General features: G+C 64.2%; 14 protein-coding genes. 6 read left to right on the plus strand and 8 right to left on the minus strand.

What is annotated here, in order from left to right; genetic code table 11:
• Positions 1 to 94: 94 nt before the first annotated feature.
• The 3 genes from AC2FMN_RS03430 to AC2FMN_RS03440 all read left to right on the plus strand — a co-directional run bounded on the left by AC2FMN_RS03430 (position 95) and on the right by AC2FMN_RS03440 (position 4,396).
• Positions 95 to 1,702: a peptide chain release factor 3 gene (locus tag AC2FMN_RS03430; protein WP_496686271.1), complete on the plus strand. Its 1,608-nt coding sequence runs from the start codon at positions 95 to 97 to the stop codon at positions 1,700 to 1,702.
• A 76-nt stretch (positions 1,703 to 1,778) separates the two neighbouring features.
• Positions 1,779 to 2,555 (plus strand): YiiX/YebB-like N1pC/P60 family cysteine hydrolase, encoded by a 777-nt coding sequence (locus tag AC2FMN_RS03435; protein WP_496678035.1) that lies wholly within the window; start codon positions 1,779 to 1,781, stop codon positions 2,553 to 2,555.
• 452 nt (positions 2,556 to 3,007) lie between these two features.
• The gene (locus tag AC2FMN_RS03440; protein ID WP_496686644.1) at positions 3,008 to 4,396 is read left to right on the plus strand and encodes a DEAD/DEAH box helicase; all 1,389 of its coding nucleotides are present in this window, start codon (positions 3,008 to 3,010) and stop codon (positions 4,394 to 4,396) included.
• Positions 4,397 to 4,455: 59 nt separating this feature from the next.
• Here AC2FMN_RS03440 and AC2FMN_RS03445 read toward each other — a convergent pair whose 3' ends face one another.
• Genes AC2FMN_RS03445 through AC2FMN_RS03455 form a run of 3 tightly spaced genes read right to left on the minus strand, consistent with a single transcriptional unit; the run spans position 4,456 to position 6,478 of the window.
• Positions 4,456 to 5,358, minus strand: a complete 903-nt coding sequence (locus AC2FMN_RS03445) for an EamA family transporter (RefSeq protein WP_496678033.1) — start codon at positions 5,356 to 5,358, stop codon at positions 4,456 to 4,458.
• A gap of 21 nt (positions 5,359 to 5,379) precedes the next feature.
• Positions 5,380 to 6,282 carry a fatty acid desaturase gene (locus tag AC2FMN_RS03450; protein WP_496686273.1) on the minus strand — a complete coding sequence of 301 codons (903 nt, stop codon included), beginning with the start codon at positions 6,280 to 6,282 and terminating at the stop codon, positions 5,380 to 5,382.
• Positions 6,275 to 6,478 (minus strand): DUF2061 domain-containing protein, encoded by a 204-nt coding sequence (locus AC2FMN_RS03455; protein ID WP_496686276.1) that lies wholly within the window; start codon positions 6,476 to 6,478, stop codon positions 6,275 to 6,277. The genes AC2FMN_RS03450 and AC2FMN_RS03455 overlap by 8 nt, the downstream gene beginning before the upstream one ends.
• Positions 6,479 to 6,588: 110 nt before the next feature.
• On the opposite strand from AC2FMN_RS03455, the gene AC2FMN_RS03460 reads away from it, so the two are divergent.
• Positions 6,589 to 7,455, plus strand: a complete 867-nt coding sequence (locus AC2FMN_RS03460) for a helix-turn-helix domain-containing protein (protein ID WP_496686278.1) — start codon at positions 6,589 to 6,591, stop codon at positions 7,453 to 7,455.
• A 90-nt stretch (positions 7,456 to 7,545) separates the two neighbouring features.
• Positions 7,546 to 7,728, plus strand: coding sequence for a hypothetical protein (locus AC2FMN_RS03465; RefSeq protein WP_496686281.1), 183 nt, complete (start codon positions 7,546 to 7,548; stop codon positions 7,726 to 7,728).
• Here the strand turns inward: AC2FMN_RS03465 and AC2FMN_RS03470 are convergent.
• The 3 genes from AC2FMN_RS03470 to bcoG form a co-directional block, all read right to left on the minus strand.
• Complete coding sequence (locus AC2FMN_RS03470) at positions 7,725 to 8,486, minus strand: SDR family oxidoreductase (RefSeq protein WP_496686283.1); 762 nt, start codon at positions 8,484 to 8,486, stop codon at positions 7,725 to 7,727. The genes AC2FMN_RS03465 and AC2FMN_RS03470 overlap by 4 nt on opposite strands.
• Entirely contained in the window at positions 8,483 to 9,946 is a 1,464-nt protein-coding gene (locus AC2FMN_RS03475) for a carnitine 3-dehydrogenase (RefSeq protein ID WP_496686285.1), read from the minus strand. The genes AC2FMN_RS03470 and AC2FMN_RS03475 overlap by 4 nt, the downstream gene beginning before the upstream one ends.
• 81 nt (positions 9,947 to 10,027) lie before the next feature.
• Positions 10,028 to 10,942: a 3-dehydrocarnitine:acetyl-CoA trimethylamine transferase BcoG gene (gene bcoG / locus AC2FMN_RS03480; RefSeq protein WP_496686287.1), complete on the minus strand. Its 915-nt coding sequence runs from the start codon at positions 10,940 to 10,942 to the stop codon at positions 10,028 to 10,030.
• 133 nt (positions 10,943 to 11,075) lie between these two features.
• Here bcoG and AC2FMN_RS03485 point away from each other — a divergent pair, with 133 nt between their 5' ends.
• Positions 11,076 to 12,062, plus strand: a complete 987-nt coding sequence (locus AC2FMN_RS03485; RefSeq protein WP_496686289.1) for a GlxA family transcriptional regulator — start codon at positions 11,076 to 11,078, stop codon at positions 12,060 to 12,062.
• Between the two features lie 75 nt (positions 12,063 to 12,137).
• Here AC2FMN_RS03485 and AC2FMN_RS03490 read toward each other — a convergent pair whose 3' ends face one another.
• Together AC2FMN_RS03490 and AC2FMN_RS03495 are read right to left on the minus strand one after the other, a co-directional pair.
• Positions 12,138 to 13,184, minus strand: coding sequence for an aldo/keto reductase (locus tag AC2FMN_RS03490; protein WP_496686292.1), 1,047 nt, complete (start codon positions 13,182 to 13,184; stop codon positions 12,138 to 12,140).
• 47 nt (positions 13,185 to 13,231) lie between these two features.
• Positions 13,232 to 13,693, minus strand: a complete 462-nt coding sequence (locus AC2FMN_RS03495) for a DNA polymerase III subunit chi (RefSeq protein ID WP_496678018.1) — start codon at positions 13,691 to 13,693, stop codon at positions 13,232 to 13,234.

Below are 13,693 nucleotides of genomic sequence, written 5' to 3' on the forward strand. Positions count from 1 at the left end.
TTTGTTCACTATATGTTCTTAGTCGCACATCCACCCGATTCGAACCACCCCCTTTGTCTTGCCTCGGCAGGATTCCCCGCCTATACGCGCGGTCATGCTTGATACCGCCTCGAACCAACCCACCCTGCCGCCCGAGATCGCCCGGCGCCGAACCTTTGCCATCATCTCGCACCCGGATGCGGGCAAGACGACCCTGACCGAAAAGTTTCTTCTGTATGGCGGCGCCATCCAGATGGCCGGACAGGTGCGCGCCAAGGGCGAGGCACGGCGCACGCGGTCGGACTTCATGCAGATGGAAAAGGACCGGGGCATTTCGGTCTCGGCCTCGGCCATGTCGTTTGACTATGGCCCCTACCGGTTCAACCTGGTCGATACGCCCGGCCACTCGGACTTCTCCGAAGACACCTATCGCACCCTGACCGCCGTTGACGCCGCGGTCATGGTGATCGACGGGGCCAAGGGTGTGGAAAGCCAGACGCAGAAGCTGTTCGAGGTCTGCCGCCTGCGCGATCTGCCCATCCTGACCTTCTGCAACAAGATGGACCGCGAAAGCCGCGATACGTTCGAGATCATCGACGAGATCCAGGAAATGCTGGCCATCGACGTGACCCCAGCCAGCTGGCCCATCGGCATGGGGCGCGACTTCATCGGCTGCTATGACATGCTGCGCGACCGACTGGAGCTGATGGACCGCGCCGACCGCAACAAGGTGGCCGAAAGCATCGAGATCAACGGGCTTGACGACCCCAAACTGGCCGAGCATGTGCCCGCGCATCTGCTGGACAAGCTGCTGGAAGAGGTCGAGATGGCGCGCGAATTGTTGCCCGCGCTGGACCCGCAGGCGGTTCTTGAAGGCCACATGACCCCGATCTGGTTCGGATCGGCCATCAACTCTTTCGGCGTCAAGGAACTGATGGAGGGTATCGGCCAATATGGCCCGCAGCCGCAGGTGCAATCGGCCGAACCGCGCCAGATTTCGCCGGACGAAAAGAAGGTGGCGGGCTTTGTCTTCAAGGTGCAGGCCAACATGGACCCCAAGCACCGCGACCGGGTGGCCTTTGTCCGCATGGCCAGCGGCCATTTCAAGCGCGGCATGAAGCTGACCCATGTGCGCACCAAGAAGCCCATGGCGGTGTCGAACCCGGTGCTGTTCCTCGCATCCGACCGGGAACTGGCCGAAGAGGCTTGGGCCGGCGACATCATCGGCATCCCCAACCACGGACAGTTGCGCATCGGCGACACTCTGACCGAGGGCGAGGCGATCCGCGTGACCGGCATCCCGTCCTTCGCGCCCGAACTGCTGCAGGGCGTGCGCGCCGGTGACCCGATGAAGGCCAAGCACCTGGAAAAGGCACTGATGCAGTTTGCCGAGGAAGGCGCGGCCAAGGTTTTCAAGCCGTCGATCGGCTCGGGCTTCATCGTCGGCGTGGTGGGGGCGTTGCAATTCGAAGTGCTGGCCAGCCGGATCGAGCTGGAATACGGCCTGCCCGTCCGGTTCGAGGCCTCGCAATTCACCAGTGCGCGCTGGGTGTCGGGCGACAAGGCCGAGATCGAGAGGTTCGTCAATGCCAACAAGCAGCACATCGCCCATGACCACGATGGCGACATCGTTTATCTGACCCGGCTTCAGTGGGACATCGACCGCGTGGTGCGCGACTATCCCAAACTGTCCTTGACCGCGACCAAGGAGATGATGACGTAATATCAACGGGTTTGTGATCCGGCCCGGACCGGATTGGGCGGTATACTGCCGTCGGACACAGCGCGGAGGATGCGGCATGAACAGGCTTCTGGGCACGGTTGGACGCGCACTGTCGCGGTTCATCGAAAAGCCGCTCAAAGGGTATCAGAGCTTTTCGACCACCACGCCCGAACGCCTGCGCCGCACCCTGCGGCCCTGCGACGTGCTGCTGGTCGAGGGCAACAGCCGGGTCGCCTCGGCGATCAAGTATCTCACCAACTCGACCTGGTCGCATGTGGCCTTCTACGCCGGGGGCGACGACCCCGACACCCAGATGATCGAGGCCGACCTGCAAGAGGGCGTGCGCGCGGTTCCGGTTTCACATTTCGCCCATCTCAATACTCGTATCTGCCGCCCCATCGGCCTGACCCCGGAAGACGAGGCGCAGATCATCGCCTTCATGCGCGGCAGTATCGGCAAGACCTATGACCTGAAGAACATCTTCGACCTGCTGCGGTATCTGCTTCCGAACCCGCCGGTTCCGGCCCGTTTTCGCCGCAAGATGCTGGAACTGGGCTCGGGTGACCCGACCCGCGCCATCTGCTCGACCCTGATCGCCGAGGCGTTCCAGAGCGTACGCTATCCGATCCTGCCGGTCCTGACCGAAGACTGCGACGCCGGCCAGGCCCGCGAGATCCTCAGCATCCGGCACCATTCGCTGTTCGCCCCGCGCGACTTTGACCTGTCGCCCTATTTCCGCATCGTGAAACCGACGATCGAATACGGGTTCGACTATCGCACCCTGACCTGGTCGGACCGGCCGCCCGGGCTCGATGCTCTGCCATCCGAACCCAACCGCAGCGCCGTGACATGACGACTGCGCCCGACCGGGCCTCGCCGCCTCGGGGGATGCCGTCGATGGTCGCCGGTCCACTTCCGACATCCTCGTCCGTGTCGCCCCTCATCTGAATGCGGGGCGTGCCACATCCACCTCGATGAGCACGCCCGTAAGACCTTTCGCACTCTGCGCAGCTTTTTCGACGAACCCGGCCGTGCCGACCCGAAGGTGTGCGGGGCATGATCCTGCACAGGCCGCTGGAACTCTAGGCGAAACCACTGAAAAACTTCCCCGGAAGTTGCTGAATTGTCGCGCCAAAAGCCCAATCACAGATGACGGCCACACATGAAGGCGACTTCATTTGACCCTGCCACACCTTTTTGTTATGTCCGCACCCAAGCCGAAACGCGCATGGTGCGCATGGCCATCCGGGCCCGGCATTTTTCATACGCGCGGGCCAGGTCAGTGTCCGCATGAACCGGACATACATGACGAAATTCACCGATCTGAACCTGAACCCGAAGGTCCTCAAAGCTATTGAGGAAGCCGGCTACGAAACCCCGACCCCAATCCAGGAAGGTGCCATTCCACCGGCGCTGGAAGGGCGAGACGTTCTGGGTATCGCCCAAACCGGCACAGGCAAGACCGCCAGCTTCACCCTGCCGATGATCACCCTGCTGGCGCGCGGCCGCGCCCGGGCGCGGATGCCGCGTTCGCTGGTGCTGTGCCCGACGCGGGAACTGGCGGCGCAGGTGGCGGAAAACTTCGACACCTACACCAAGCACCTGAAGCTGACCAAAGCGCTGCTGATCGGCGGCGTCAGCTTCAAAGAACAAGAGGCCCTGATCGACCGTGGCGTCGACGTTCTGATCGCCACGCCCGGCCGTCTGCTGGACCATTTCGAACGCGGCAAGCTGCTGCTGACCGGCGTGCAGATCATGGTCGTGGACGAGGCTGACCGGATGCTGGACATGGGGTTCATTCCCGATATCGAACGCATCTTCTCGCTGACGCCCTTTACCCGTCAGACGCTGTTCTTCTCGGCCACCATGGCGCCCGAGATCGAGCGGATTACCGACACTTTCCTGTCGGCCCCGGCACGGATCGAAGTGGCTCGTCAGGCCACCGCGTCCGAAACCATCGAACAGGGTGTCGTGATGGTCAAGGGCGGCCGCCGTGACCGCGAGGGCAGCACCAAGCGCAAAGTCCTGCGCGCACTGATCGATGCCGAAGGTGACAAATGCACCAACGCCATCATCTTCTGCAACCGCAAGACCGATGTTGATATCACCGCGAAATCGCTCAAGAAATATGGTTACAACGCCGCGCCGATCCACGGCGATCTGGACCAGTCGCAGCGGATGAAAACGCTGGACGGGTTACGCGAGGGCTCAGTACGTTTGCTGGTGGCGTCTGACGTGGCCGCGCGCGGGCTCGACATTCCGTCGGTCAGCCATGTGTTCAACTTCGACGTGCCCAGCCACCCCGAGGATTATGTGCACCGCATCGGCCGCACCGGCCGCGCCGGGCGCGAGGGCAAGGCGATCACCATCTGCTCGGCCCGCGATGAAAAGGCGCTGGATGCGATCGAGAAGCTGATCCAGAAAGAAATCCCACGTCTGGACAATCCGGTTCAGGCCGAACCGGCCGAGGCCGAGGACAAAAAGCCCGAAAAGAAATCGCGCGCCTCGACCCGCAAGGATGAGGGCAAGAAAGACAAGCCCGCCAAGGACGCCGCCCCGAACGACAAACCTGCCAAGGAAAAACGTAGCAAAGGACGTGGGCGCCGCGACGATGGCGGAACGGCCGTCGTGGGCATGGGCGATCACCTGCCCAGCTTCATCGCTCTCAGCTTTGACGAACGCCGCGCGGGCTGACCGGCCTGCATGGCAAAAAGATCAGAAGGCGCACGGACCTCCGTGCGCCTTTTTACATCTCAGATCGCTGCGACCAGGATCAGGATCGAGAGGCCCAGCAGGACCATCCCCGCAATCTCGCGCCGTGTCACCGTCTCGCGGAAGACCAGGACTGAGGCCATGAGGCTGAAAATCAGCTCCACCTGCCCCAGCGCCTTGACGTAGGCCGCGTTCTGCAGGCTGAAAGCCCAGAACCAGCAGAACGACCCGCCCAGGCTGGTCAGCCCGACGAAGATGCCGGTGCGCCGCGTGTCCCACACCGCGCGCAGCTCGGCCCGGTCGCGCCAAACCAGCCACAGCGCCATCGACAGGAATTGGATCGAGACCACGACCGCCAGCGTCACCAGCGCCCGGAACCAGGCCTCGCCATCGCCCAGTTGCAGCGACGCGCCGCGATAGCTGACCGCAGAAAAGGCGAACAAGACGCCCGACCCCAACCCCAGTTGCGAGGCGCGGTTGGTCAGGTGACGCCACCACGCCCCACTGCCGCCCGGCGTTTTCGACAACAGCAGAACCGCCAGCAGCCCCAGCAGGATGGCCCCGAACGCACCGGCCGAGACCCGGTCTCCCAGCACGATGAAACCGACGATGGCGGTCTGGATCACCTCGGTTTTCTTGAAGGTGATGCCGACGGCAAAGTTGCGCTGCTTGAACAGCGCCACGACGCAGATCGTAGCGAGGATCTGAGACACCCCACCGATGGCGGCATAGAGCCAGAACAGAGGCGGCAGCGCCGGCAGCGGCAGACCGCTGAGCCGCATCGCCCCCGCCAACCCCAGCAGCACCAGAGGCATCGAATAGGCAAAGCGCGCAAAGGTCGCGCCGGTCGCCGACAGCTTCACGCTGCTCAGCGATTTCTGCAGCATGAAGCGCACCGTCTGAAAGGTGGCGGCGGCCAAGGTCACGGGAATCCACAAACTCATGGATTCCCTTCTGTCGTCAAATCAAGGTTTTGGCCAGAGCGGATGCGCCACCGGATCCTTGGCGCGCCAGAAATACTGCCGGAAAACCTGCCCGTACGAGCGATAGACATAGGCCTCGTTGCAGGCCAGATAGCGCTCTTTCCCTCGGCGATAGAGCGCGGGCAGTCTATACCATGGCGCCGCCGGGTTCATGTGATGAACGACATGCAAGTTGTTGTTCAGAAACAGAAAGGCAAGCGGTCCGCGGTCTTCGACGATAACCGTGCGGGCACGCGATTTCTCGTGCGCTCGATGTTCCAGAAAGGTGCGGATCTTGACCAGCGCCAGCCCCAGATAGGCCGCCAGAACAAAGGCCCAGACAGGCATCGCTGATTGCGCCACGATCCACAGAACCACCGCCGCACCCGGCAGATGCAGGGCCCAGGCGAGCCAGATGTCGCGGTCCCCGCTTACCGCGCCGCGCCAGTCGTCGCGCATAAAGGCCAACTGGCCGATGATCGGACCCAGCACCATGCGCCCCAACAGCGTGTTGTTCGCCTGATAGACCCACCGCTGCCATCGCGGCAGCCTGATCCAGACCGCCGGGTCCAGATAGTTGGATTCCGGATCGTCGTAAGGGTCGGTCAGGTTGGCATCCTGATGGTGCGCCAGATGCAGATCGCGGAAGCGGTTGTAGGGGATGAACAGGGTCAGCGGCAGCGCCATCAGCGCCTCGTTCAGCCACTTTGCGCGGAACGGATGGCCGTGCAACGCCTCATGCGTAAGGGATGAGTGCAGCGCCGCGACACCACCCATCATCGGCACCGCCAGCCAGAGCGACCACGCCGCCACACCGAAAATCGCGATCAGCCAAAGGGCATAGCAGGCAACGATCAGCGCAAAGGTCGGCCATTCGGGGGACTTGGGAGTGGTCGCCTCAGCCATGCCGTCCCCAGGAGATTCCGGCCCAGATGCGTTCGTAAATCACGTAGAGCTTCAGGCCGATGGCCGTGTTCACCACCGCCAATGCGCCGCCGACAGCGGCCGAGCCGGTGGCGATCAGCCCCACCACGGTCATGACCGCAAGGCCCATCGCATTCCAAATGATTGCTTTCACGACAGATCTTCGCCGCGTTTCCATTCCGGTCCCCAGTCTTTTTTGCTTTTCACCAAAGCGTTACCTGCCAGTGGCGCTGTCGAGAATTCCGAATATGATTAACAAATCTCAGCGTCCGTGATATTTATCATCAAATGCAGGAAAATTTCGACAAACGAGACCGCGCCGCGCAGTTCCGCCTGCGCCTGGCCCGAGCGATGGCGCAGCGGAACATGAGCCAAAGCGCGCTGGCGCGCACCATCGGGGTCGATCGCTCGACCGTTTCCCAGTTGCTGACCGACACTGGCGCACGCCTGCCCAACGCCCATGTGGTGGGCAGTTGCGCCACGGCTCTGGGGGTGTCGGCGGATTGGCTGCTCAGCCTCTCGGACCGCCCTGAAAGCGCGGCCGAGCTGCTGGCCAGCTCGCTGACCATGACCGAGGCACCCCGCGCGCTGGTCGATGAGCGCATCTTTGAATGGCACCAGCAGGCCGCGGGTTACAAGATCCGCTATGTTCCGGCCACTCTGCCCGACATGCTGAAAACCCGCGCCGTGCTGGAATGGGAATACGCGCCGCATCTGGGCCGAACCGCCGACCAGGCCATCGGCGCCTCCGAGGACCGCCTGACCTGGATGCGCGGTGCCCAGTCCGATTATGAAATCGCTATGCCGCTGTATGAGATTCACAGCTTTGCCCATGGCACCGGCTATTACGATGGACTGCCCCTGCAGGCGCGGCTGGACCAGATCGATCACATGCTCGAGCTGTGCGAGCAGCTGTATCCGCGTATGCGCATCTACCTGTTCGATGCCAAGCGGCTCTATTCCGCGCCGGTTACCATCTTTGGTCCGCTGCTATGCGTGTTCTATGTCGGCAGCCACTACATGGCCTTTCGCGACCGGGACCGGATCGAGGTTTTTACGCGGCATTTCGATACCTTGGTCCGCGAAGCCGATCTGACCGCCCGGCATTTCCCGACCCATCTGCGCCAACTGCGCGCCGCCATTTCGGCGGGGTGACACCAGTCCACAGGTGCAATTTCCCACCCGATCCCCTATAGTGAGGTGCGCGAAAATCCGAACGATCCGACCCAAAGGAGGATATCAGGAATGGACGCTCTCAAAACCGCTCAATACGCGCGCGCCCTCTACTCGGCGCATGGCGACAAGGCCGAGGCCGAAGCCGCCCAGAAAGCCCGCGAATTCGAAGCCGCCGGAAACGTGGAAGAGGCACAGAACTGGCAGGCCGTTCGCGCCTCGATCCGCCAGATGCGCGGCCCCAACCAGGACTAGAGCTTGGGGTCGGGGTTCACGGTATGCCCATCGACGGCAATGACCTGGCCCGACACCAACCGTGCCGCATCCGAGGCCAGGAACACCGCCATGGCGGCAATGTCATGGGCTTCGACGAAGCGGCCCATCGAAGTGCCCGCCGCATAGCCCTGATAGACCTGATCGCGGGTCATGCCCTTGGCGGCCGCTTCGCGCTGCAGCACGCCCTCCATCCGCGGGCCTTCCACCGCGCCGGGGCAGATCACGTTGCACCGTACGCCGTGCGGCCCCAGTTCCATCGCCAGGGTCTTGCCCAGTCCGATCACCGCCCATTTCGCCGCCGCATAGGGCGCACGGTTGGGATAGCCGTACTGCCCGGCGGTCGAGGATGTGATCAGCACCACGCCGCGTCCCTGCCGTTTGAGCATCCGCGCCGCGTATTTCGCGCACAGAAACGCCCCATCCAGATTGACGGAAATACATTTTTGCCAATCACTTAGCGCAACATCCTCGACCAATGCGGTCGGCCCCGCGATACCCGCATTCGCGCACAGAGCGTCCATACCGCCCCACTGCGCCGCGATCTCGCCGAACAGCGCTGCGACGGCGGCCTCATCCGACACATCGACCTGCGACCGCCCCCAGTGATCCGGGCAGGCCTGAAGCGCCTCGGCGTCCACATCCGCCACCCAGACCTGAGCGCCGGCGGCGTCGAACGCCTCAGCCATCGCGCGCCCCACGCCCGAGGCGCCGGCGGTGATCAGAACCCGCCCGGTCATACCGGTTTGCGGATCGCCGCCCCTGCGCCCTCGGGATAGGGCAACCCGGCCTGCGCTTCGGCGATGCGGGCCATCGCGGCTTCGATCTGCGGAGACGGCGCACAGGGCCGACGGGTTTCCAGGCTGACATGCAGCAGAAAGCTCTCGCCCGTGGCCAGCAATTTGTCGCCCTCGTACATGCTGTGGAACAGGTGCAGCTTCTTGCCCTCGCCCAACAACATCTGCGTGCGCACCTCGATTTTCGCCCCGGCATGGGCCTCGTCCAGATACCGGATGTGATTTTCAGCGGTGAAATAGCTGCCGCCCGAGGCGATGTAGTCGGCATCGCAGCCGATGATTTCCATGAAGCGGTCGGTCGCGGCAGCAAAGGCCTCGAGATATCGCGCCTCGTTCATGTGACCGTTGTAGTCGGTCCAGTCCAGCGGCACCGCGCGGGCCAGCGTCAGGATCGGCTGGCTCAGGTCTGCCTGATCCAGCGTCGGCAGGGCACCCGGCTTCAGCAGCGCGTCATACTGGTTCAGTACTGCCCCCGCGCCCCAGTCGCGCGCCTTCAACGCCCGCATCATGCCCACCAGATTGTTGTCACGAATCCGCTCCAGCTCGCGGATCGAGTGCATCCCCGATTGCGCGTCCGACTGGTCGGCGATCATGTCGACCAACGCGTCGGTGAACTCGGGCACGTCCATCAGCTTGGTCCAGGGCCATTTCAGCGCTGGCCCGAACTGGGCCATGAAATGCCGCATCCCGGCCTCGCCCCCAGCCACACGATAGGTTTCGAACAGGCCCATCTGCGCCCAACGGATGCCAAAGCCCATGCGGATCGCCTCGTCCACCTCCTCGGTCGTGGCCACGCCGTCCTTGACCAGCCACAGCGCCTCGCGCCAGACGGCCTCGAGGAACCGGTCGGCGATATGCGCGTCGATCTCCTTGCGGACCTGCAGCGGGAAGAATCCGACCGAGCGCAACACGTCCTTGGCCTGCGCGACCAGTTCGGGCGAGTTGGCGGCCGAGGGCACCAGCTCGACCAGCGGCAGCAGATAGACCGGGTTGAACGGGTGTGTCACCACGATCTGTTCGGGCCGCAACGCGCCTTCCTGCAGCTCGGACGGCTTGAACCCGCTGGTCGAGGACCCGATGATCGCCCCCGGATCGCAGGCCTCCTGCAGCCCCTTGTAAACCTTCAGCTTCAGGTCCAGCCGCTCGGGCACGCTCTCCTGTATCCAAGTGGCCCCCTGCACCGCGTCGGCCATGTCGCCGTGAAAGCTCAGCGCGCCCTCGGGCGGCAGCGGTACATCGCTCAGCCCGGGCAACGACCGCCGCGCGTTGTCCAGGACCTCGCCGATCTTGCGCTCGGCTTCGGGGTCCGGGTCGAACACCCGCACATTCCAGCCATTCAGCAGAAACCGCGCGGCCCATCCGCCGCCGATCACGCCACCACCGATGATCGCTGCCGTCTTCATCTTCTCTCCTTCGCCCCAAGCGTCCACACGGCATCTGGGGCCATCGTTGTTTGACAGAATTTCCGAGGGTCGCCCCGCTCGTCAGGTTGCCACAGGCGCCCGTTTGACCAATCCCAACTTCTCGCGCACTTCAGCCGGGCCGATCACCCGCGCGCCCATGTTCGCGATGATTGTTCCGGCGCGTTCGACCAGTTGCCAGTTTTCAGCCAGCACCCCCTTGTCCAGCCACAGGTTATCCTCGAGCCCCACGCGCACGTTGCCGCCAGCCAAAACCGAGGCCGCCACGTAGGCCATCTGATGCCGCCCCAGCGAGAACGCGCTGAAGGTCCAGTCGTCGGGCACGTTGTTCACCATCGCCATGAAGGTGTTCAGGTCATCCGGCGCGCCCCACGGGACGCCCATGCACAGCTGCACCAGCGCATTCGGGGCCAGAACGCCCTCTTTCACCAGTTGCTTGGCAAACCACAGATGGCCAGTGTCAAAGGCCTCGATCTCGGGCTTCACGCCCAGATCGGTCATCATCTGCCCCATCGCCCGCAACGCGCCGGGCGTGTTGGTCATCACATAGTCGGCCTCGGCAAAGTTCATGGTGCCGCAATCCAGGGTGCAGATTTCGGGCAGACACTCGGCCACATGCGCCACCCGTTCCGACGCACCGATCATGTCGGTCCCCTCGGCCACGGGAAACGGGGCTTCGACCCCGCCGAACACGATGTCGCCACCCATGCCGGCGGTCAGGTTCAGAACCACGTCCACCTCGGCATCGCGGATGCGGTCGGTCACCTCGCGATACAGGTCCAGACGGCGGCTGGGCGCGCCGGTTTCGGGGTCGCGCACATGGCAATGCACCACCGCCGCCCCGGCCTTGGCGGCCGCGATGGCGCTGTCGGCGATCTGCTTGGGTGAACGCGGCACATGCGGGCTGCGATCCTGCGTCCCGCCCGAGCCGGTCACGGCGCAGGTAATGAAAACTTCGCGGTTCATTTCCAAAGGCATGGTGTTATCCCCAGGTTATACCGGGCTTCGCCATGGGTTTTCCCCAGGCTTCTCCCCGGATTCCGATTTGCGTCTGGCCCCGACTCTGGCGCAGCCTTGAGCAGACAACTTGCCAGAATGCGAATCAGACTTGATGAAATCCGCAAAAAACATCCTCCAGCCCGAGCACCGCGCGCTGAAAACCGCCGTTCTGGTGCTGGACGAGTGCAACACGCTCAGCTTTGCCTCGGCGGTGGACCCGATGCGCGCCGCCAACCGGCTGGCCGACCGCCCAGCCTTCGACTGGGACTACGTGACCGCCACGCCCGAGCCGGCGATGCTGACCAGCGCATTGCAAGTGCCGGGCATCCCGCTCGCGCGTCTCGACCACTGCGACCTGATGATCGTGATCGCGGGGTTCAATCTGGTGCGCCACGCCACGCCCAGCCTTCTGGCCGGGCTGCGTCGCATCGCCAATACCGGTGCCACGATGGCGGGCATTGACGGAGGCCCATGGCTGCTGGCCGAAGCAGGGCTGCTTGACGGTCACGCCGCCACCACCCATTGGGAGGATCTCGAGACCTTCGCCACCCGTTTCCCCGAAGTCGACGTGCGCCCCGATCGGTTCACCGTGTCCGGCAACCGCCTGACCTCGGGCGGCGCAATCCCCGCGGTCGAGATGATGCTGCATGTCATCGCCGCCCGCCATGGCGCCGGCTTCGCGGCCCGGGTCTCGGGCCTGTTTCTTTACGAAGGTGCCCCCGAACCCGGCAGACCGCAGAGCCGCACTGGCGCACCGCACCGCCACAGCGCCCTGACCGCCCGCGCCAACGCGATCATGCAGGCCTCGCTAGATGACCCGCTGCCCCTGGCCGAGATCGCAAAGGCCCTGGGAACCAGCCCGCGCACCCTGCAGCAACAGTTCCGCCTGCGGCTGAATACCACGCCGCAGGACCACTACCTGCAACTGCGCCTGGCCGAGGCCCGCCGTCTGGTCACCGACACCGACATGCCGCTGATGGACGTGGCGCAAGCTTCGGGGTTCACGTCACAATCCAGCTTTGCGCGCGCGTTCCGCACCGCGCACGGGCAGTCCGCCCGTGACCTCAGACAAGACCGCACCCAGCCCACTCATCACTGACGCGCGCAAGCTTCATCTGGCAAAAAAATATCCCGGGAGAGTCGCCAAGGGCGACGGGGGCAGCGCCCCCATCGCTTAATACGGCATCGGATGCGCGCGATGGGCCGCGTTGATCTCGGCCAAAATCTCATCCGACAGCACGACATCCCGCCCCTCCAGGATCCGCTCCAGCTGCACCTGCGTGGTCGCGCCGAAGATGACCGAGGTCATGAAAGGCCGCGCCTGGCACCAGGCCAGCGCCATGTGCACCGGGTCCAGCCCGTGTTTCGCGGCAATCGCCAGATAGACTTCGACCGCGTCGAACACCCGGTCACCCTTGCGCCCGCCCATCTGCGGCACGATTGACATGCGCGATCCCTCGGGCACCGCCCCGCCCTGATACTTGCCGGTCAGAAATCCGGCGGCCAGAGGCGAGAAGGCCAGCAGACCAACATCCTCATAGGCACTCAGCTCGGCCATGTCGGTGTCATACAGGCGGCACAGCAGGGAATACTCGTTCTGGACCGACGCCACCCGTGGTGCCCCCAACTCGTCGGACAGGCGCAGCCACTGGGCGGTGCCCCAGGCGCTTTCATTCGACAGGCCGAAGGCGCGGATATTGCCCTTGTCCACCTGCGACTGCAGCGCCTCGAGGCATTCGCGCATGTTGTCCAGAACCGCCTGCCGATCACCGCCTGACGGGTCGTAGTCCCAATTCTGTCGGAACATGTAGCTGCCGCGGTTGGGCCAGTGGAACTGATAGAGGTCGATGTAATCGGTCCGCAGACGCCGCAGAGACCCCTCGATGGCGCCCGGGATGGTCGCAGCCGAGATCGGCGCACCATCCCGCACGGCGGCCAGGCCCTCCCCCGAATGCTTGGTCGCCAGAACATACTCGGCCCTCCGCGCCGGATGGGCGGCGTTCCAATTGCCCAGAATCTCCTCAGTGCGGCCGATCGTGTCCTTCGACACCGGGTTCACCGGGTACATTTCGGCGGTATCGACGAAATTGATCCCCGCCGCCAGTGCCGTGTCCATCTGCCGATGCGCGTCGGCCTCGGCGGTTTGTGTGCCGAAAGTCATCGTGCCCAGGCACAGGTCCGACACCTCGATCCCCGTGCGGCCCAAAGGCTTCAACTTCATTGCAATCTCTCCTGTCCTCGCGGGCGGTCGCACCGCCCGTGGCCGCATCACCCGGATTCGGCCTTTTTCTCCCAACGGCCCGACTCCTCGGACCAGTACTGGGCGGCGCAGCCCGCCCCGGTCAACGTCTTCCACTGCCCCCGCGCATGATCCAGCGCCTGCGGATCGTTCCCGTCGAACAGGATGCAGACCCGCTCCAACGCAGTCACCTCGTCGGCGGTCACATCGGCCCCGTCCACCGCCATCAGACAGGCCGGGTGGTTGGCGGCCTCGGGTCCGGTGGTCAGCAGGATGGGCTGCATCGCGTCATGCGGCCCGCCCGCGCGACCATGCGGCAGAAACGATTCCTCGGGGCCCAGCCACAGCCTTTCGTCCAGCCAGTCCATCCGCGCGGGGTCTGTGCCCCGCACGGCAATCCGCCACCCGGCCTGCCGCGCCTTGTCCAGCAGCACCGGCAAGGTGTGCTCCAACGGGTGACGGGTCAGGTGGTAGAAATAGACTGCGCCCAT

The sequence above is a fragment of the Ruegeria sp. BHSC037 genome, from assembly GCF_059613045.1.

Bases quoted from the DNA above. Each gene is read 5' to 3' on its own strand.
- AC2FMN_RS03430 (WP_496686271.1), top strand. From the start codon at position 95: ATGCTTGATACCGCCTCGAACCAACCCACCCTGCCGCCCGAGATCGCC.
- AC2FMN_RS03435 (WP_496678035.1), top strand. From the start codon at position 1,779: ATGAACAGGCTTCTGGGCACGGTTGGACGCGCACTGTCGCGGTTCATC.
- AC2FMN_RS03440 (WP_496686644.1), top strand. From the start codon at position 3,008: ATGACGAAATTCACCGATCTGAACCTGAACCCGAAGGTCCTCAAAGCT.
- AC2FMN_RS03445 (WP_496678033.1), bottom strand. From the start codon at position 5,358: ATGAGTTTGTGGATTCCCGTGACCTTGGCCGCCGCCACCTTTCAGACG.
- AC2FMN_RS03450 (WP_496686273.1), bottom strand. From the start codon at position 6,282: ATGGCTGAGGCGACCACTCCCAAGTCCCCCGAATGGCCGACCTTTGCG.
- AC2FMN_RS03455 (WP_496686276.1), bottom strand. From the start codon at position 6,478: ATGGAAACGCGGCGAAGATCTGTCGTGAAAGCAATCATTTGGAATGCG.
- AC2FMN_RS03460 (WP_496686278.1), top strand. From the start codon at position 6,589: ATGCAGGAAAATTTCGACAAACGAGACCGCGCCGCGCAGTTCCGCCTG.
- AC2FMN_RS03465 (WP_496686281.1), top strand. From the start codon at position 7,546: ATGGACGCTCTCAAAACCGCTCAATACGCGCGCGCCCTCTACTCGGCG.
- AC2FMN_RS03470 (WP_496686283.1), bottom strand. From the start codon at position 8,486: ATGACCGGGCGGGTTCTGATCACCGCCGGCGCCTCGGGCGTGGGGCGC.
- AC2FMN_RS03475 (WP_496686285.1), bottom strand. From the start codon at position 9,946: ATGAAGACGGCAGCGATCATCGGTGGTGGCGTGATCGGCGGCGGATGG.
- bcoG (WP_496686287.1), bottom strand. From the start codon at position 10,942: ATGCCTTTGGAAATGAACCGCGAAGTTTTCATTACCTGCGCCGTGACC.
- AC2FMN_RS03485 (WP_496686289.1), top strand. From the start codon at position 11,076: ATGAAATCCGCAAAAAACATCCTCCAGCCCGAGCACCGCGCGCTGAAA.
- AC2FMN_RS03490 (WP_496686292.1), bottom strand. From the start codon at position 13,184: ATGAAGTTGAAGCCTTTGGGCCGCACGGGGATCGAGGTGTCGGACCTG.
- AC2FMN_RS03495 (WP_496678018.1), bottom strand. From the start codon at position 13,693: ATGGGCGCAGTCTATTTCTACCACCTGACCCGTCACCCGTTGGAGCAC.